Below are 18,234 nucleotides of genomic sequence, written 5' to 3' on the forward strand. Positions count from 1 at the left end.
TCAATATCGGCAGATTGAGGGGGCGGCCGCCACTGGCCGGACGGCTTGCAATGCAATCGATTACCGCTAGTGTCTGCGGCGATGTGAACATAAGCCCGCTCAGCCGGCGACGATGATGGGACAGGACTGATGGCAAAGGAAGACGGCGCACTGGATCGCAGAGGCTTTCTGGCGGCAGCGGGCATTGCGGCAGTCGTGGCCGGTGCAGCAAGCGTGCCGATGGCCGCTGCCCAGCCGCCGGCTGGGATGCCGCCTCGCGTCATTCCGCCTTCCTGGACTGCCGCGCCGATCATCGACCTGTGGACGGGCGCGCCGCCCGAGAACGGCTTTTCTGCACGTCCTCTGCCGATGGACAAGGCGCCGCCGGTTTTCATGCACAATGTCGACAAGCCCTATCTGCGCGTCTTCCGTCCGGCCAAGTCCAATGGCCGCGCGGTGCTGGTCATTCCTGGCGGTGCCTACATCTTCATTTCCATCGACAATGAAGGGGCGGAGGTCGGGGAGGCGCTTGCAGCGCAGGGCTATACGGTCTTCGTCCTCGTCCACCGGCTGCCGGGGGAGGGCTGGACCAACCGGTCCGACGTGCCGCTGCAGGATGCGCAACGCGCCATGCGCCTCATCAAGTCGATGGTCGGAACCTACGGCATCGATCCTGATCAGGTGTCGGTGCTCGGCTTCTCGGCCGGCGGGCATCTGGCGGCGACCCTGATCACCGATTTCGCGCAGCCGGTTTACGCCCCGCGCGAGGCCATCGACCGGCTCGACGCGAGGCCGCGCACTGCCGGCCTGATCTATCCGGTCATCAGCATGCGCATGCCGGATACCCACGCGGATTCGCGCAAATATCTGCTGGGCGAGAAGCCCGATCCCGCACTGGTCGCCCGGCGCTCGCCGGCCGCCCATGTCGGGCCGCAGACGCCGCCCACCTTCCTGATGCACGCACTCGACGATCCGGCGGTGCCGCCCTCAAACAGTCTGGAGATGCTGCAGGCGCTCCGTGTCGCGGGGCGGCCGGTGGAGGCGCATTTCTTCGAGGAAGGCGGTCACGGCTTCGGGCTGGGCTGGCCGCAACTGCCGGTCCGCCAGTGGCTGGGGCTTTTCGTGGCCTTTCTGGATCGGCACGCCCGGCCGGAGGGCTGAGGAAGGCTCACAGCTTGGCTCCTCTTCTGAAGAGGAGGGGAGATAAGGCGACTGGGCCGGAGAGCCATGGCTGCCAGGAGCCGCGCAAGAAAACGCGCTCGGACACTGCCATTCTCCCGCCAGACCTTGGCGGTGCGTACGGCTTTTGATATCGCTGCCGGCATGGCGATAAGCGACATCATCGATGCCAGTTCGACCGCAGCGGTGATCAGCAATCCCCGGCTGCCCGATAATCCCATCATCGCCTGCAATGAGGCGTTTCTGCGTCTTACCGGCTATAGCCGCGCGGAAATTCTCGGGCGGAATTGCCGCTTCCTGCACGGGGCCGAAACGGAAGCCGCATCGAGCGAATTGCTGCGCACGGCCATTCGCCAGAAGAAGCCGGCCATTGTGGAGATCACCAATTATCGCAAGGATGGTTCGCCGTTCCGCAATGCGGTGATGATCGCGCCGATGTTCGATAGCGATGGCGGGCTTGAGTATTTTCTGGGGTCTCAGGTCGAGGTTGCGGCCGTGGCATCCGCCGAGCCGGACAGCCGCAAGGGCATGGCCACTGCGCGCGTCTCAGCCCTCACCGAACGGCAAAGACGAATCCTGGTGCTGATGTCGGCCGGCAAGCTCAACAAGCAGATCGCGTTCGACCTAGGGCTCAGTGAGCGGACCGTGAAGATGCACCGCGCCGCGCTGTTTCAGGCGCTGGGCGTCCGAACCGGGGCGGATGCCATCCGGCTGGCTGTCGAAGCCGGTTACTGATCTCGCGATCAGCCCCGGCTTCAAGAAAATTCAGCCAAAGCCCGCGGTCAGGCGCCCGCTTGGAAGACGCCGCAGGCAATGCGCCCGCCGCTATCGCCAGACGGATCGGTGCGCTGGTCGTCCGTGCCTTCATGCACGACGATGGCCGAGCCATCGGTATCCATCAAGCCGGCCATCGTGGCGCCCTTGAGCGTGTATTCGAGCGTACCCCGGCCATCCTCGCCAATGTCGATGTTCGGCATGTCGCCGGCATGCTGACCCTGCGGGTTCTCCAGCCCATGCTTGGTGCTGGCAGGATTCCAGTGGCCACCCGCCGTGGTGAAGTCGGGCGCATCGCACTTGCCGGTCATATGCACATGGACGCCCTTGCTCCCCGAGGGGAGGCCCTGCAGGGCGAGCATGATCTGCAAGCCGCCATCCATGGCGCGGATAGTCGCGGTGCCGGCCGGCGCGCCCTGCGCCGTCTGCAGGGTCGCGGTGGCGCTTTCGCCAGCCGCCATGTTGCCCGTGGCACTGCCCATCATGGCATTGTCGGCATCATTATTGGCGGGCACGGCGTTGTTCTGCGTGTGATCGGGGCTGCTACAGGCTGCCAAACCCAGCGTGGCGATTGCGGCCACGGCGTAAATCCTTGCAGTCACGGCATTACTCCCATTGCTTACGGATATAGAGCGAACACGAGAGGGAAGCGGATCGTTCCCGAAAAGATTGGCAGCGTCCCCGGCAACCTCGCTCAATGCGCCTTGTTGGCGGCCCGATCGGCGTCGCGCCGGCGCTTCTTTTCGAGCAATATGCGGCTGGCATCATTCACCGCCAGATTGTCTGCCATCACCGCGCCGCGATGGCCGATCGGGCGATCCGGCCCGATGGTGGAATCGACCATCGTCTGCCGCTCCATCTCGCTGTTGACCTCTGCGCCGATCAACACTGCATAAGCCGAGAGGAACAGCCACATGAGGAAGATGACGACGGCGGCAAGCGAGCCATATGTCGCGTTATAATTGGTCAGATTGGCGACGTAGAAGCCAAAGCCCAGCGTGATCCCCACCCACAGCAGGGTGGAGAGCACCGATCCCACCGACAGCCAGCGCCATTTCGCGGCTCTGCGGTCTGGCGCATAGCGGTAGAACACGGCGAAGGTGAGGCTGATGAGCACGCCCGCGAAAATCCAGGTCGCCAACTGGATGATCAACGCCGAGCCGCTGCCGATGTAATCGGAGAGCACGCGCCCGGCATAAGTGAACAGCGAGATCGCCAAGGTGCCGATCACGCCCACCGCGACCATGCCGACGGTGATGCCGGCGGCCACGCCGGTGGTGCGGAAGAAATTGCGCGTCTCATGCTCTTCATAGATGATGTTGAGGGCCGCGATCATCGCCGTCGCCGAGCGCATGGCGCCATAGATCGAAAAGGCGAGGGCCAGCAGCAGGCCGAAGCCCTGCGCCGCCTTGCTGGTCGTCACGATGGCGAGAAGCTGCTCTTCCAGGATGGTGAGCACCTCCGGTGGCACGAAGCCGCGCAGCAGATTGACATTGCTCGCGACGATCTGCGGATCGCCGATGAGGCCGTACAGCAGAACGATCGAGGCGATCAGCGGCACGAAAGCCAGGAAGGAGAAGAAAGCGACCCCGGCAGCGAGTAGGCTGAGATTATGGAAGCCAATCATCACGTAGATGCGCTTGAGGATCGCCCACCACGCTTTGGGCGGCAGAGAGAGCGGCGAATCGCCCTTAGCGCCGGGGATTTCTTCGGCAAGCACTTCGAGTTCCTGGGCAGAGATCGGGCGGTCCTCCTTGTCTTGGTCGGTGTCGGTCTGGCTGGTCATGGTTCGGCCGTGGCGTTGTCGGCCACATCATTTTCATCGATGGGGAGGGCGAGGCGGCCGGCCGCGGCAGAGGCATTGAGCTGCTCGTCGAGCTGCGCCTGCATATTGGCTGCCATGCCCTCGATCCGGTTGGATTCGGCAGCGTAGCGCTCATCGAAGCTCGGCTCCTTGCTGCACCCCGCCAGCCCGAGCGCTGCGAGCATCGACAAGATCGTCACCGCGCGCATCAATAATCCTTCCGGTAGCGCAGGTTTACACCGGATCCCCCGAAGTTGCTGACCGAACTCAGCACCGAGAGCGCTTTCGAGAGGCTGATTTCCAGCTGCGTGGCGGTATGGCCGCGCGCATCGGTGATGATCTCCACATAGACATCATTGCTGATGTACTGCCCCACGGCGAGCGAAGTGCCCCGGCCGGTCTCCTCATCGGCACCCAGCAGACGCAGCCGGTCAATGCCGCCGGCCGATTGCAGCACGCCGAGCGGATTGAGGCCGCCCGAGCCGCCGCGCAGCGAGTTGAGCGAAGCGGCCAGCTGCACGGCCTGGATGGCGCTCAGCTCGCCCACCGAATTGCCGAACAGGATGCGCGCCATCAGCTCGTCCTGCGGCAGGCTGGGCGTGGAGGTGAACGCGATCTGCGGGTCCTGAGCATTGCCGGTGATCGTGATGGTGATCGTCACGTCCTCGACTTCGCCGCTCGCAACGATGCGCAACTGCGGGTTGGTCATCTCCGGTCCGCTGAAGGTGATCCGGCCTTGCTGAAGCTCGAAGGAGCGTCCGGCAAAGCCCAGCGTGCCGCGCACGAGGTTGACGCCGCCGGTGATCTGCGGCGCTGCGCTGGTACCGGCGACGCGCAAATCCGCCGCCCATTCGGACTCGAGGCCCATGCCGCTCACATAGATCTGGTTATCCGCCTGCACCCGCAGGTCCAGCCGCCAGTCAGAGGGGATGGTCTTCATTGGCTCGGGCGCGCCGGAGATGCGCTCGCGCTTGAGCGTCGGCTTGCGCCGCACGCCGGTTAGCGTCGGGACTTCCGCGCTGCCCTGGAAGACGATGCGATAGCGCGTCTCGGGCAGGGTGAGGCGGCCGGTGATCGTCGGCGGCTGGTTGGGGCCGTTGACCACCTGGATCTGGCCGGTCGCCCGCGCCTGCAGGCCATCGCTACGCGCCAGCTGCGCATTGTTCATGTCGATGCCGAGCTGGATCGGGAAGCCCTGATCGGAATTGAGCGAGACCGATCCGCTGGCGCTGACCGTGCCATTGCCGGCATTGGCGGTGAGGCTCTCGACCTCCAGCCGGTCGTTGGTGAAGCGTCCGCGCACGGCCATGTTGGTGAGGCGGGTGCCGTAGCTGGTGTTCTCATAGGTGAGGTTGCTGGCCCGCACGACACCCGTGAGTTGCGGCGACCGGACCCGTCCGCTGAAATCGGCGGCGACCCCGACTGGACCCTTGAGGCTCTGGTCCGGCAGCGCGGCCAGCGAGAAGAGCACGTCGGCCGGCCCGTTGTAGCGCAAGCCGCCGGACAGAGGCGCGGCGAGCAGGCGGGTCGACCAGCTGCCGGCGCCCGGCCCGAGGGGCTGGAGGCTGACCTTCATCCGACCGATCGCGGCACCGCGCCGGCGGATGAGCGCATTCGCCTCACCACCTTGCGGGATCAGCCGGCCGGCGAACTGGATATCGACCGGTTCGGAGACGGCCGCGAGGCTGGTGCGGGTGAAATCATCGATCGTCAGGCGGGCGTCGGCGGCGGGGAAGGCCGTCTCGCTGGCCTGGGTGAAATCGAGGCTGCCGGTGGCCTTTCCGCCCAGGCCAAGGCCAGGCATGAAGGGGTTGGCGATGGCGAGGTTGAGATCCTGCATCCGCGCCTGCACGGCCATGCTGTCGCCATAATGGCCGGCAAGGTGCAAGGCGCCGCCGCCGACCGTGAGCCGCGTCGGGGCGAGCGTATAGCGTCCGTTCGATGGCACGATCCGCATCGGCGAGCTTGTCTTGACGTCGACGCCGTTGAAGCGACCGTCCAGCGCGAGCTGCCAAAGGTCCCGCGCCATGCGGGCGTTGGCGGCCAGGCGGAAAGGATAGCGCGTGCGGCCCTCGACCAGCAGTTTCGCCTGACCGCCGCCGTCGCGATAATTCAGCGTGCCCCGCGCGACCGCGATGGTGAGATCGCCCATCCGCGTGCCGGCAAGCTGCGCATCGGCAACGATCTGCGGCTGCTCCGTCAGCAGAATGTCTGCCTTGATGAGCGCCTGCTCCACCGTAAGGCCGGCCTTGCCGGGCAGGCTGGCATTGCGCGCGGTGGCATCTACCAGCGCGCGCTGCACGGGGCCCTGCGCGGAAAGCGCAACCCGCCCATTGATGCCGGACCCATCGGCCAGCAATGTGCCCTCGAACGGGCCGGCGCGGCTTTGCGAGATGCGCCCGGAGAGGCCGACGCCGCCGAAGCTCGTGCCTTGGCGCACATCGACGGTCAAAGGTCCGCGCGCAGTCATTATAGCCAGATTGAGGTCCAGCGGACCGTAGTCGGAGGCGCCTTCGCCCTGCACCAGATAGGTGCCGTTGTCGCCCCGCACGGTCGCCGTCACATTGGCGAGGCCGATGCCAAGGCCCGGTCGCTCGGCTGCCAGCCGGACCAGCGGCCGATTGACCGTGCCGGTCACCTCGACGCCCAGCGGGCCATATTGATCCGAGCTTCCGCGCCCGGAGAAGCGCACGCTGCCATCAGCGCCGTAGCGACCGCGCGCGCCGGTCATGCGGAATTGTGGCGCCGAGACGTTCAGCCGCTCGACACTGGCCACGCCATTGCTGTCATAGCCGACATCCGCGACGATGAGTGCATTGCCGCCAAGAAAGCTTTGCAACCCGTCGTTCAGCAGGCGTGTCGAGCGCGCGGTGACGCGGCCGCCAAGGCGGAAAGAGCCGTTCTGGCCGGTCTTGAGGTCCATGTCGGTTTGCAGATTGAAGATGCCGACGCTCTCGACCTGATAGCCATTCACCCGGCCATTGAGGGCGCCAGTGTAGAGCGCGGTGTTGAGGTCGGCCACGATCACGGCGGTGGCGTCGATCCGGTCAGACCGCAGCCGCATATTGTCCGAGAGGATGCGGCCATTGGCATAAGCCAGGTCGCCGTCCAGACGCACATTCGTGAGCAGCGGCTCGATGCTGGCATTGACGCCGCTGATCCGCCGGGCCCGTCCCTCGACGGGGATCATCCAGCGGTCCTTGTCCAGCGTCGCGCTGCCCGAGACGGCGAGGCCTTCGATCAGCGTGGCGCCAAAGCCAATCTGGCGGGCGTTCACGCCATAGCGGATCGTCGGCGCGACGAAGGCGCCGTTGAGCGTGGCGTTCATCGCGATATCCGCGCCGCGCAGATTCTCCGCGATCACGCTGGGCTTGGTGAGCCGGAAGGCGAGATCGAGATTCTCCATGCGGCTGGCACCCAGATCGATGAGGCCTTGGGCGCCGAAGGTGAAGTTGTCGCTGGCCAGGCCGCCACGAATCCGGGCGCGGCGGTCTGCGAGGGCAGCGGTCATGTCGATTTGCGTCACCGGCTCGAGCATGGCGCGAGCCGGGCCGGTGAGGAAAAGGCCGGGCCGCAAGGGGCCACGCACCGTGAAGGTGCCGTCGCGGCCCGTGATCGCGACATTGGCAAGGCTTTCGCTGCCCATGCGGCCCGTCAGCTTGCCACTCCAGCTCTGCCAGTCACCCTTGCCCGCCAGCGCGATGGCTGTCGGCTCGGCGATGCCGGTGTAGCTCGCCAGCAAGCCCTGCGCCGGGGCGGTCACGCGCAGATCGACCGCCAGGCGGTTGGATTCCGGTACCGCGTCGAGCAGCAGCGCCAGCCTGTCACCACCCGCAACGCCCGGCGCCACAATGGCGCGCCCGTCCGCCTTGATCCGCGCGCGGCGGTCCGCAATGTGGACGGTACCGGCGAGGCCGAGCAGGTGCTTGCGGCCGGTCACCGGGGTGTCGATCTGCAGGCGGCCAATGTCGAGCCGGTTCACGTCAATGTCGAGATCGGGCAGCAGCGGCCCATCGCTGGATGGCGTCGGCTTGAATTCCGGCGAGCGATGCAGCCGGGCGGCGGGGATCAACAGGGAGCGGATGTCGACATGGCTGCGCGCATAGGCGAGCGGCCGCCAGTCCATCTCGATGAGCGGCGCGCTCAGGAATACGCCCTTTGTATCCCGCACCTCTACGTTGCGCAGACGCATGGCGCCGAAGATCGAGCCATCGATCCGCCCAATGCCGATCGACATGCCGTTCTCGAATTTGAGCCCGGTGATCTGCCGGGTGACGAACCCCCGCCCACTGTCACTGTTCAGCCAGGCATAGCCGCCAATGATGACGGCCAGCAGCAAGGCGAGCAGCGCGCCGATGCCGATCAGCACGCGGCGCGGCCAATTCCGGCGGCGGACGATCACGGTTTCGGCAGTCGTCTCTTCCGGCATATCCGGGGCGATCGGCGCGGGGGGCGGGGTCGGATCAGCCATCAGAAAGCCTGCCCGATGGAGACGTAGACGGAGATACGGGATTCTCCCGGCTGGCGGTTGATCGGTGTGGCGACATCGAGCCGCATCGGGCCGAAATTGGTGTAGAAGCGCCCGCCTATGCCGACGCCGAAGCGCCAATCGTCAAAGCGTGGCACCTGGCTGGTATAGACCTGCCCGCCATCGATGAAGCCGACGATGCCATAATCGCCGAAGCGATAGCGCACTTCCGCCGCGGCCTCGACGAGGCTGCGGCCGCCGATCGGCCGGGCATCGGGATCCTTGGGGCCGAGTTCCTGATAGCCAAAGCCGCGCACCGATCCGCCGCCACCGCCGTAGAAGCGCCGCGAGGGTGCGATCTGCTCACGCGCCGCGCCGCCGATCATGCCGACGCGCGCACGGCCGGCCAGCACGAACCCGTCCGAGATGGGGTAGTAGCCCGTGCCTTCCAGCAGCGCGCGGGCGTAGGTCTGTGCGCCGCTGCCCAGCGATGCCTCTGGGGAGAGCCAGGCCGAGATCCGGAAGCCACGGGTCGGGTCGAGCAGGGAGTTGGATGTGTCGAACGTCACCTGACCCGGCAGCGCCGCGACATAATAGGTCCGCCGCCGCAGCTCACCGGCGTCGAAATTATAATCCTGCTCGTTGGAGCCGAGCAGCTCGAAGCCGAAATTATAGGTCAGCCGCTTCTGCCAGATGGGCGTGCTTTCGTAGGCGATGCGGCCATAAAGACGGCCCGTGAACGCCTCGAACGCGTCGAAATTGCTGTGGCGCGCATCGATGCCCAGTTCCACGCTGCGGTCCCGCTTGCCGGCATTCGAGCGACGGAAGGAGACGCCGAGGCCTTGCTCCAATGTGCCGGCCGTGCCCTGAACAATGAGCGCGCCCTCGGGTGGAAACATGTTCCGGTGCGTCCAGCTCCCCTCGACCTTGACGCCCTGGCCCGTGCCATATCCGGCTTGGGCGGCGAGGGTGCGGGCGGGGCCGGCCTCCTGATTGACGATGAGGGTCGCATAGTCGGTGCCGTCGCCCGCAGGCTCGGCGCTCGGGCGGGGCGTCACGGATCCCACGGAGAGCAGGCCGGTGGCGATCAGCGCCTGTCGCAAATCATCGATCTTGCGGCTGTCATACAGCTCGCCTTTGCGGAAGCGGGCGATCTTCTGGATATGGTCCGGCTCGAACACCGGCTTCTCGCCCTCGACCACGATGTCGCCGAAGCTGCTGCGGGGGCCGGGGGTGATCGGCAGCGTGTAGTCGCCAGCCTCCGTTTCCGGATCGAGCACGATATCACGCTGGCCGACATTCACGAACGGATAGCCGTTCTCCGGCAGGGTGACTGCGATATTGGCCTCCGCGCCGAGAATGCGCTCCGCCACGATGGGGTCGCCAGTGCGGGGCCGGAAGGCGCGGGTGATGAGATCCTCCGGCTGCACCGGCGGTGCATCGAACCGGATCTCGCCCAGATGATAGCGCGGGCCGGGCGTGGCCTGCAGGATGACCGTGATCGGCCCCTTGCTGTCCTGCTCGGGAAGCTCCAGCGAACCCCGCACCGTGGCATCGAAAAAGCCCTGCGAGGAGAGGATATCGACCAGCAATTTCTGGTCTTCCTCCAGCCGGGCATTGATCATGGCGCCATTGTCCGCCTTGCCATCGCCATCCTCGAGCGCGGAAAGCGACTTGAACTGGCTGACAATGTCTCCGCCATCGACGGGCAGCACCGGGCCGGCCCCGTCCAGCGCGGAGAGACCCTCGATCTTGTAGCTGTAGCGCAGCGAAGGGGCGGGGCCTTCGTCAGCCTCGGTATACTGGCTCTCATCGAAGGTTTCGACGTCGAAGGCGTAGAGCGGGGTGAGGGGCCGGTCGAGCTCCTCATCCAGTTCTGGCGGAGCGGGCAGGCCCTCATCCGCCGCCGATTGTTCGGTGGGGGTCGGCTCGGCGCTCACGCTGGCATCGCGCCCGGTGCTGGCCGCGCGCCGGTCTGCCTCGGCTTCCCATGCCTGGACACTGCCAAGGGGCGCGCTTTCGTCGATCGGTGGAATGCTGGCGTCGAACTCTTCGTCTGAAATGATCGGCTCGACTGGGGCCGCGTCTGAATTCCGGGTCGGCTGCGCCTGATCGGTCGAGGGGGGCTGCGCCTGAGCGGGATGCGCGAGAAGGCACAGCATCCCGGCACTCGCCAGCAAGCTTCCACGCCAGGCTTTTCCAAAGTTCTGCGCGCTTGGCTTCAAGCCTGCCTTCAGTAATCTTAGTCGCAACGACGGCTCCCCTGTCGCGATTGACGCGACGTCCGCGAGCCTTGAGGCTCCCCGTCATGATAATGCTGCGGCGGCGATATGGTTTCTGGCCTCGAACGCGGAACGCGAAATTCCGCCCCGCTTATCAGGAGTTATCGGTCAGACCGCGCGCGCTTTGGCTCGTCGTCAGGCTCGGCGTGCACGACCTGGGGCGTGAGGCGCGAGAAGCGCTCGATCTCGCAGGCAGAGCCATTGCGAGCATGCAGCATGTCCCGCCCGGCGCACAGCACCCCATCCTTGTCGGGCGAGATGTAGAAGCCCGAATAGAAGTCCGCTGCCCGGCAGGCCCGCCCCAGATGGGCGCGGTAGCGCTCGGTGTTGCTCACCACCATCGTCACGCCATCGGCATGCGTCACCACCGCCGCGCGGATCAGGTTGAGGGGGAGGCAACGCGGGCCGCGCCCTTCCTTCCACTGGATGACCGGCGGCGCCGGTGCAGCTGTCCGGGGTTGCGCCGGCATGGTCGGGATGCGGATGATCACTCGCTGTTCGATGGAGAGCTGGGCGAGCTGGACCTGCTCCATGCGCGCCATGCGGCTCATTTCCGGGCCCGCCACGCGCTGCTCGGCCTCTACGGCCTGCGATGCTCCCAAAAGCAGGAGCGGCAGCAAAATGGTTGGCGACGATGCTGGCAATGAACTGACCCCAGGGGAGGAAAATGCCCTAACCCTTACCGCTTGAACAGCCGATTAATTGTATGATCAACAACGAAGGCGCGCGCTTCGCAAGCATTTTTGCGCGCAGATGGTGGTCATGCGGCGGCGCAGAGGGCATATAGGCGGGCATGATCTCCGAGACAGTTCTGGACGCCTTTCGTGCGATTGCCGGCCCCCGTGGCCTGATAGAGGATCGCGATCTCATCGCGCCCTGGCTGGGCGACTGGCGCGGCAAATATCATGGCGAGGCGGTCGCCATTTTGACGCCGCGCTCCACGCAGGAGGTGGCCGCGATGGTCCGCTGCGCGCACGATCATGGCGTCGCTTTGGTGCCGCAGGGGGGGAATACCTCCATGGTCGGCGGCGCCACACCCCCGGCCGATGGCAGCGCCCTCATCCTCTCGCTCCGCGCGATGAACCGGATTCGCGCGATCGATCCTGCCGCCAATCTCGCCGTGTGTGAGGCAGGCGTCATTCTCTCGACGCTGCATGAGGCGGCAGCGGCGGTCGGTCGGCGGTTTCCGCTGAGCCTGGGCGCCAAGGGATCGGCAACAGTGGGTGGGCTGGTCTCCACCAATGCCGGCGGGACGCAGGTGCTGCGGCACGGGACGATGCGCGCGCTGGTGGAGGGCATCGAGGCGGTGCTGCCGGATGGCTCGATCCACGATGGGATTGCCGCGCTCAAGAAGGACAATCGGGGTTACGATCTCAAGCAGCTGCTTATCGGGGCGGAAGGAACGCTGGGGATCGTGACGGCCGCGAGCCTTCGTCTGGTGCCGGCGATTGCCGATCGGGCCGTGGCGTGGGCCGGCGTGGAAGACCCCGCGCAGGCGCTGGCGCTGCTACGATTTCTCGAGCGGCGCCTTGGGTCCGTCGTCGAGGGGTTCGAGGTGATGGCGCGCGACACGCTCGGCCATGTGCTCGATGTGATCCCCGATACCCGCGCGCCCATCGAGACTCGAACCCCGTGGAATGCGCTGATCGAGGTGGATCTGGACGCGGCCGACGAGGAAGAGAGCGCGGCTGCTCGGCTGGAGGCTGCTCTGGCCGAGGCCTTCGAACAAGGTCTGGTCGTCGATGCGGCCATCGCCGCCAGCGAGGCGCAGGCCGAAGCGTTCTGGAAACTGCGGGAAAGCGGATCGGAGGCGGAGCGGGCGCAGGGGCCTGCGCTGCAGTTCGATGTGAGCGTACCGATTGCGGACATGCCCCGCTTCATGATCGAGGCGGCAGCGGCGTGCGAGGCGCGGTTCCCGGGGGCGACGGCTTCGTCCTTCGGGCACCTTGGCGATGGTAATGTGCACTTCCATGTCCGCGCGCCGGCCGGCACTGGCCCGGGGCAGGGGGCGGATTGGCTCGGCACGCACGGGGAAGAGGCGACGCGCTTCGTCAACGACATCGTCGTGGCGATGCACGGATCGATCTCGGCCGAGCACGGGATCGGCCAGATGAAGATCGCGGAGTTTGCGCGTCTTACGCCACCCGCCCAGCTGAATGCGGTGCGGGCGATCAAGCGGGCGTTCGATCCACAGGGCCTATTCAATCCCGGCAAGCTTGTGCCCCTTGCCTAGGCCCGAGCGGCCCTTTATGGCCGGGCGTCATTCAGCCGGCCCATCGGGAACGGGCTGATCCATGTCCGTTTCAGGAGACCGATGTCATGGCCAGCGCGCCACAAGCCCAGAATTTGCCTCTGCTTTATAACGATCTGGTGCCGCTCAATGTGGAGCAGCACGGCAAGTACACGCTGCGCAACTATGACACCGCGCCGCATATCGTGGGCGTCCACGCCGTCCCGCTGACGCTCGACGAGTTCGCGCAGGCCCAGCGTTTCCTGCCGATCGTCTTCTCCAGCGGCCCGAATCCCGTGCCGCTAGCGCTGATGGGCCTCAACGAGGGCGTCAACACGCTGGTCGATAGCGAGGGCAAGCTGCGCCGCGAGGACGGCTATGTTCCCGCCTATATCCGTCGCTACCCCTGGATGCTGGTGCGCCTGCGTCCGGATTCCGACGAGCTGTCGCTGTGCTTCGATCCGACCAGCGAAATCGTCGGTGAGTATGAGGACGGACGTCCGCTCATCGAAAATGGCGAGGCCAGCGAGCTGACCAAGGAACTGCTCGCTTTCTGCCAGCAGTTTGAGGAAGCTGCGATGCGCACCGGCCAGTTCGTCAAGGAACTGCAGGAGCAGGAGCTTCTGATGGACGGCGAGCTGAGCATCCAGATTCCCGATCAAGAGCAGCCCTTCGTTTATCGCGGCTTCCAAATGGTCAACGAGGAAAAGCTGCGCGAGCTGCGCGGCGATCAGCTGCGCAAGTTCAACCAGAGCGGTGCGCTTCCGCTCATCCATGCGCATCTGTTCTCGCTGCAGGGCATGCGTGAGCTGTTCTTCGCTCAGCGCGCCCTCGGCCTCGGCCCGGTGCCGGCTTACCAGATCAGCTAAATCGCGCCCTCGCTCAGCCGCTCGATTTTTCGGCGGGGCGAGGCGATAAGTTGAAAAAATCATCTACCTCTTGCGGCCCGGGCTTGAAAAGGCTCGGGCCGTGCCTTAACTTCAAAATACGTAATGGCTTGTTCCCCCTTTCGAGCCGTTGCGTGGGCGTCCCGCCCTTTCGGGACGTCTCCTCCCTGAACCTGGGCCACCCTGTGCATCGCACGGGGTGGTTTTTTATGGTTAAACGAAGACGGCTCGGTCTGCGCTATTCGGCCGCCAGCGGCCGGGCAAAGTCAATCAGCTCGCGCGAGAGATGCTCGGCCAGTGTCATAAGCAGGCCCTGCACAATGGCAAGGCCAGGCCCCGGTTCGGCCATTGCCGCATCCAGATAGAGCGACCGATCGAATTCGATCTGAATGGCGTGAACGTCCCGCTCGGGCCGGCCATGTCGCTCCAGAATATGGTTACCCGCGTAGGGCGCGTTGATCGCCACCGGCAGCCGGTGCCGGCGGATGACGTCCGCACACAGGTCGGTCAGCCGATCCGTTGCGCTCCGCCCGAATCGGTCACCGATCACCACGCGCGGAGTCGGTATGTCGGTCGTGGTGATCTTGAGCGGCGGCATGGAATGAATGTCGAGCAGCAGCGCGATGCCATAGCGCCGGCGCGTCACGTCAAGCGCAGCCGCCAGCGCGGCGTGGTAGGGGCGATGCACCTGCTCGATATGCTGGCACAGGGCGGCGTAGGGCAGGGGGTCGCGCCAGAGACCGCCCGTCGTCGCCAGCCGTTCCGGGATCAGGCCCAGGCCACCGCGCAATTTTGCGCTGCTCTGGCCACGAAAGCTCCATGGCGCCCCTTGGATGCCTCGGAGATCGACTTCCCGCTCGTCGCGATTGAGATCGATCAGGGCGCGGGGCTGGCGCGCGACCAGCACATGATGGCCTTGCTCGATGAGCCTTTCCACCAGCAGATCGGCATAGCGGTCCTCAAGCCCCTGCAAGGCCTTTTGCGAAACCCGGGCCCGCGCGAGCAGGGCGGGGGAATAATCCCGCCCCGCGTGAGGGACGGCGAACACCAGAGGACCGCAATCACCGGCCACGCCGTAGTGATGAAACGCGTCATGACTCCGGGCGGGCTTGGGTCGCAATGGTCCTCCACAGGGCCGCTTGCGGCTGCGAAATTTTCCGCAATTGGCCGCAACTGATGGAAATTCTTAATCGCTTTTCGCATAAAGCAAGGGGTGACGCCAAGGCCTATCAGGCTTTATGGCGGTGTGATCGACGAGTATCCCGGAGGCTTCGGCACGCGCATGTTTCGCATTTTGTTGGCGGAAGACGATGACTCGATGCGGCAGTATCTCGTTCGTGCGCTCGAACGCTCCGGCTATGAGGTCGTGGCGGTGGACCGGGGCACGGCGGCGGTGCCGATCATCGAGGCCGAGCATTTCGATCTGCTGCTGACCGATATCGTGATGCCGGAAATGGACGGCATTGAGTTGGCCCAGCATGTCGCGTCCGTCTCGCCGCATACGCGCGTGATGTTCATCACAGGCTTTGCAGCGGTGACCCTGCGCGCGGGGCGCGTCGCGCCGGAAGCCAAGGTTCTCTCCAAGCCGTTTCACTTGCGCGATCTGGTGATGGAGGTCGACCGAATGTTCAATCGCACCAGCGCGGAGAACCTTCTCTGATATTTGCGCTTGCGCCGCCCTCGCGCGTTGCGTAAGGGCCTCTCCTCTCAAGTGGGCGTGTAGCTCAGTGGTAGAGCACTGTGTTGACATCGCAGGGGTCGCAAGTTCAATCCTTGCCACGCCCACCATGGAAAACCCCGCCAGGTTCAACGACTTGGCGGGGTTTTTCTATGCTTGTCGCGCCGCTCCGAGAGGCGCTGCGGCGAGGGGATGCTGCCTCGCTAGATGGTGACTCCGGCGACGGGCGCTGAATTGATCTCGCCCACATCATTCGGCTCTGCGCCCTCGGTCGGCAGGCGGTCGCCAAGGATCGCCTGCGGGGTGCCGATCCACAGCGCGTCCTCCAGATGATCGCGCCGCTGGTTCAGCGTATTGGGATGAATGAGGATGCTCAGTCCGCCATGGTTGAGCATCAGCCAGGGCACCAGCGTGTCGAACAGATCGCAGGCAAAGGCGATCTGGAACATGGATTGCGTGTGCGGCCCGACCAGCCGATCGTGCCAGCGCCCCAGCCGGACAGAAAATCGATCGGACACGCCCGCGCGCAGGCGCTCCGCCACCGGGCGCGTCGCGGCATCATAATAAATATGCGCATGATAGCTGCCGATCTCGGCGATCTGGCGGGGGCGGGGCGTGGGATCCTGGATGTGCATGACGTGTCCTGTCTGTGGTGCCTAGTTGGCGATCGGGAGCGATCTCTGCAAGCAGGTGGAGGATCATCGGTCTGCGGGCACGCGCTGGCGGTAGGCTTTGCGTTGGCGAGAGGCTAAGGAGCCTTCTGTACGGCGGTCCATGCCGCTGTCGGTCACGCTTCGCGCAAAACAAAGGAGAGCAGCCCCGTGAGCCAGAAGATCGATACCCTCGCTGTCCATGCCGGAACCGAGCCCGACCCGACCACCAAGGCGCGGATCACGCCGATCTATCAAACGGCATCCTATGTGTTCGACGATGCCGATCACGCCGCGCGCCTGTTCGCGCTGCAGGAGTTCGGCAACATCTACACGCGAATCATGAACCCCACCAACGGCGCGCTGGAAGGCAAGATTGCGGCGCTTGAGGGCGGTGCTGCCGCGCTGGCCGTGGCCTCGGGTCATGCCGCGCAGTTCCTGGCGTTCCACACGTTGCTGGAAGCCGGCGATCACATCGTCGCGGCCAAGAAGCTGTACGGCGGCTCGCTCAACCAGATCGGCCACAGCTTCAAGAAGATGAGCTGGAGCTCGACCTTCGTGGATGCGGACGATCCGGCCAATATCGCCGCGGCGATCACGGACCGCACGCGCGCCGTGTTCATCGAGAGCCTCGCCAATCCCGGCGGCGTGGTGCAGGATATCGAGGCGATCGCGAAGATCGCGCATGACGCCGGCATTCCGCTGATCGTGGACAACACGCTGGCCACGCCGGTGCTGTGCCGCCCGATCGAGCATGGCGCGGACATCGTGGTGCATTCGGTCACCAAGTTCCTCAACGGCCATGGCAATTCCATCGGCGGCGTGATCGTGGACGCGGGCAAGTTCGATTGGGTGAAGTCCGGCAAGTTCCCGGCCCTGACCCAGCCCAACGACTCCTATCACGGCGCGGTGCTCAGCGACGCGGTAGGGCCGATTGCCTTCATCATCGCCTGCCGGGTGCTGGGCCTGCGCGATCTGGGGCCGGCGCTGGCGCCGATGAATGCCTTCCTCGCGCTCACTGGCATGGAAACCCTGTCGCTGCGCATGGAGCGGCATTGCGATAACGCCCTGGCGCTGGCGCGGTGGCTCCAGAAGCATCCCAAGGTCGAGTGGGTGCGCTATGCCGGTCTGCCGGACGACCCCTATCATGCGCTCGCGCAGCGCTATCTGGGCGGCAAAGGCGGCGCCGTGTTCACCTTCGGCGTGAAGGGTGGGCGCGAGGCTGGCATCAAGCTCGTCTCCGGCGTCAAGCTGTTCAGCCATCTGGCCAACATCGGCGATACCCGTTCGCTGATCATCCACCCTGCTTCGACCACCCATAGCCAGCTGTCAGAGGCGGAACTGGTCGCAGCTGGCGCCGGGCCGGACGTGGTGCGCGTGTCGGTTGGCATCGAGCATATCGATGACATCATCGCGGACATGGCGCAGGCGCTGGACGCGCTCTGAGGATGGCAGCCGGGCACGGAGGCGGGGCAGCATGACGCTTGGCTTCTCCGTGCCCGATCTGCTGGGCGCAGCGCGGATGGGCCGTGCGATGACCATGGGCCTGCGCCGCGTGCCGGAGGAGGACTGGCTCTGGCCGGACTTCGACCGCGCCGCCCGCTCGGCGGTATTCGACGCGCACCCGGAGGCGGTTCAGCTGCTGCCCGGTGCCGAGGGCGCCGTCCGCGAGGTCGGCGCGATGATCGGCATTTCAGGAGAGCTGGGCGATATCGCGCGCGGCTGCTGGGAAGATCTGTGCATCATGCAGCAGGCGGAGCCGGGTGACCCGTGGCACCTTACCGCCGCTGCGGTGGGCTTCCCGACCGACTGGCGCCTTGCGGACAAGATCGGCCGACCGATGGCGCAGATCCATGCGCCCATCCATGGCTATGCCGAGCAATTGGCGCCCGGTGTCGATCACTTCATGGCAAGCTTGAAAGCGGGGCCAATTTTCGCGCGGGCCAACTGGTTCATCGTGCCGTCCATGGAGTGGCGCTATCTCCCGACCGTCGATGAGGCCGCCGCGTTTGCGCATGTCACGCCGGACAATGCCGGGCAGACGCTGATCGTCCGCTGCGAACGGCAAACGCTGAGGCGCCTGCCGGAGAGCCGTGCCATCCTCTTCACCATCGGCATCGCTCGAGAGCGGCTGGGCGATCTGCCGGGAGAATGGCCTGCGCGGCTGAGCGCGGCGCTTGCTGCGATGCCCGCCGACGAACAGGCGCGGCGGCTGGTTAGGCGTTATGCGGATGCGCTCAGGCGCTATGCGGATGCCGCCAATGGCAAGAGTGGCTTTTCAAGCGCGTCCGCCTAAGGCAGAG

General features: G+C 65.6%; 15 protein-coding genes and 1 tRNA gene. 8 read left to right on the forward strand and 8 right to left on the reverse strand.

Going from position 1 to position 18,234, the window contains the following annotated elements; genetic code table 11:
- Positions 1 to 129 precede the first annotated feature (129 nt).
- Together M2332_RS00190 and M2332_RS00195 are read left to right on the forward strand one after the other, a co-directional pair.
- On the forward strand, positions 130 to 1,140 hold the full coding sequence (locus tag M2332_RS00190; RefSeq protein WP_264572489.1) for an alpha/beta hydrolase: 1,011 nt from the start codon (positions 130 to 132) through the stop codon (positions 1,138 to 1,140).
- A 162-nt stretch (positions 1,141 to 1,302) separates the two neighbouring features.
- Positions 1,303 to 1,893, forward strand: coding sequence for a PAS domain-containing protein (locus M2332_RS00195; protein ID WP_264574854.1), 591 nt, complete (start codon positions 1,303 to 1,305; stop codon positions 1,891 to 1,893).
- Positions 1,894 to 1,940: 47 nt separating this feature from the next.
- Here M2332_RS00195 and M2332_RS00200 read toward each other — a convergent pair whose 3' ends face one another.
- The 6 genes from M2332_RS00200 to M2332_RS00225 all read right to left on the reverse strand — a co-directional run bounded on the left by M2332_RS00200 (position 1,941) and on the right by M2332_RS00225 (position 11,028).
- A complete protein-coding gene (locus M2332_RS00200; RefSeq protein WP_264572490.1) occupies positions 1,941 to 2,534 on the reverse strand; it encodes a superoxide dismutase family protein in 594 nt (197 codons plus the stop codon).
- Between the two features lie 92 nt (positions 2,535 to 2,626).
- Positions 2,627 to 3,718, reverse strand: a complete 1,092-nt coding sequence (locus M2332_RS00205; protein ID WP_264572491.1) for a YihY/virulence factor BrkB family protein — start codon at positions 3,716 to 3,718, stop codon at positions 2,627 to 2,629.
- The gene (locus M2332_RS00210) at positions 3,715 to 3,945 is read right to left on the reverse strand and encodes a hypothetical protein (RefSeq protein ID WP_264572492.1); all 231 of its coding nucleotides are present in this window, start codon (positions 3,943 to 3,945) and stop codon (positions 3,715 to 3,717) included. Before M2332_RS00210 ends, M2332_RS00205 begins: the two co-directional genes overlap by 4 nt.
- Complete coding sequence (locus tag M2332_RS00215; RefSeq protein WP_264572493.1) at positions 3,945 to 8,207, reverse strand: translocation/assembly module TamB domain-containing protein; 4,263 nt, start codon at positions 8,205 to 8,207, stop codon at positions 3,945 to 3,947. The genes M2332_RS00210 and M2332_RS00215 overlap by 1 nt, the downstream gene beginning before the upstream one ends.
- Complete coding sequence (locus M2332_RS00220; RefSeq protein ID WP_264572494.1) at positions 8,207 to 10,366, reverse strand: autotransporter assembly complex protein TamA; 2,160 nt, start codon at positions 10,364 to 10,366, stop codon at positions 8,207 to 8,209. Before M2332_RS00220 ends, M2332_RS00215 begins: the two co-directional genes overlap by 1 nt.
- A gap of 221 nt (positions 10,367 to 10,587) precedes the next feature.
- Positions 10,588 to 11,028, reverse strand: coding sequence for a hypothetical protein (locus M2332_RS00225; RefSeq protein ID WP_264572495.1), 441 nt, complete (start codon positions 11,026 to 11,028; stop codon positions 10,588 to 10,590).
- Between the two features lie 251 nt (positions 11,029 to 11,279).
- Here M2332_RS00225 and M2332_RS00230 point away from each other — a divergent pair, with 251 nt between their 5' ends.
- Entirely contained in the window at positions 11,280 to 12,719 is a 1,440-nt protein-coding gene (locus M2332_RS00230; protein WP_264572496.1) for an FAD-binding oxidoreductase, read from the forward strand.
- Positions 12,720 to 12,805: 86 nt separating this feature from the next.
- Positions 12,806 to 13,585 (forward strand): SapC family protein, encoded by a 780-nt coding sequence (locus tag M2332_RS00235; RefSeq protein WP_181559273.1) that lies wholly within the window; start codon positions 12,806 to 12,808, stop codon positions 13,583 to 13,585.
- A gap of 256 nt (positions 13,586 to 13,841) precedes the next feature.
- Here M2332_RS00235 and M2332_RS00240 read toward each other — a convergent pair whose 3' ends face one another.
- On the reverse strand, positions 13,842 to 14,651 hold the full coding sequence (locus M2332_RS00240; RefSeq protein WP_264572497.1) for an N-formylglutamate amidohydrolase: 810 nt from the start codon (positions 14,649 to 14,651) through the stop codon (positions 13,842 to 13,844).
- Positions 14,652 to 14,885: 234 nt separating this feature from the next.
- Between M2332_RS00240 and cpdR the strand changes: the two genes are divergently transcribed.
- Positions 14,886 to 15,263, forward strand: a complete 378-nt coding sequence (gene cpdR / locus M2332_RS00245; RefSeq protein ID WP_181561372.1) for a cell cycle two-component system response regulator CpdR — start codon at positions 14,886 to 14,888, stop codon at positions 15,261 to 15,263.
- Positions 15,264 to 15,316: 53 nt separating this feature from the next.
- A tRNA-Val gene (locus M2332_RS00250) sits at positions 15,317 to 15,391 on the forward strand.
- A gap of 93 nt (positions 15,392 to 15,484) precedes the next feature.
- Here the strand turns inward: M2332_RS00250 and M2332_RS00255 are convergent.
- Positions 15,485 to 15,916, reverse strand: a complete 432-nt coding sequence (locus tag M2332_RS00255; protein ID WP_264572498.1) for a DOPA 4,5-dioxygenase family protein — start codon at positions 15,914 to 15,916, stop codon at positions 15,485 to 15,487.
- A 186-nt stretch (positions 15,917 to 16,102) separates the two neighbouring features.
- On the opposite strand from M2332_RS00255, the gene M2332_RS00260 reads away from it, so the two are divergent.
- Positions 16,103 to 17,377 (forward strand): O-acetylhomoserine aminocarboxypropyltransferase, encoded by a 1,275-nt coding sequence (locus tag M2332_RS00260; protein ID WP_264572499.1) that lies wholly within the window; start codon positions 16,103 to 16,105, stop codon positions 17,375 to 17,377.
- A gap of 31 nt (positions 17,378 to 17,408) precedes the next feature.
- The gene (locus tag M2332_RS00265) at positions 17,409 to 18,227 is read left to right on the forward strand and encodes a DUF3445 domain-containing protein (protein ID WP_264572500.1); all 819 of its coding nucleotides are present in this window, start codon (positions 17,409 to 17,411) and stop codon (positions 18,225 to 18,227) included.
- The last annotated feature ends 7 nt before the right edge of the window (positions 18,228 to 18,234 follow it).

Origin of the sequence: Sphingobium sp. B11D3A (assembly GCF_025961695.1) — a bacterium.
Classification (GTDB): Bacteria; Pseudomonadota; Alphaproteobacteria; order Sphingomonadales; family Sphingomonadaceae; genus Sphingobium.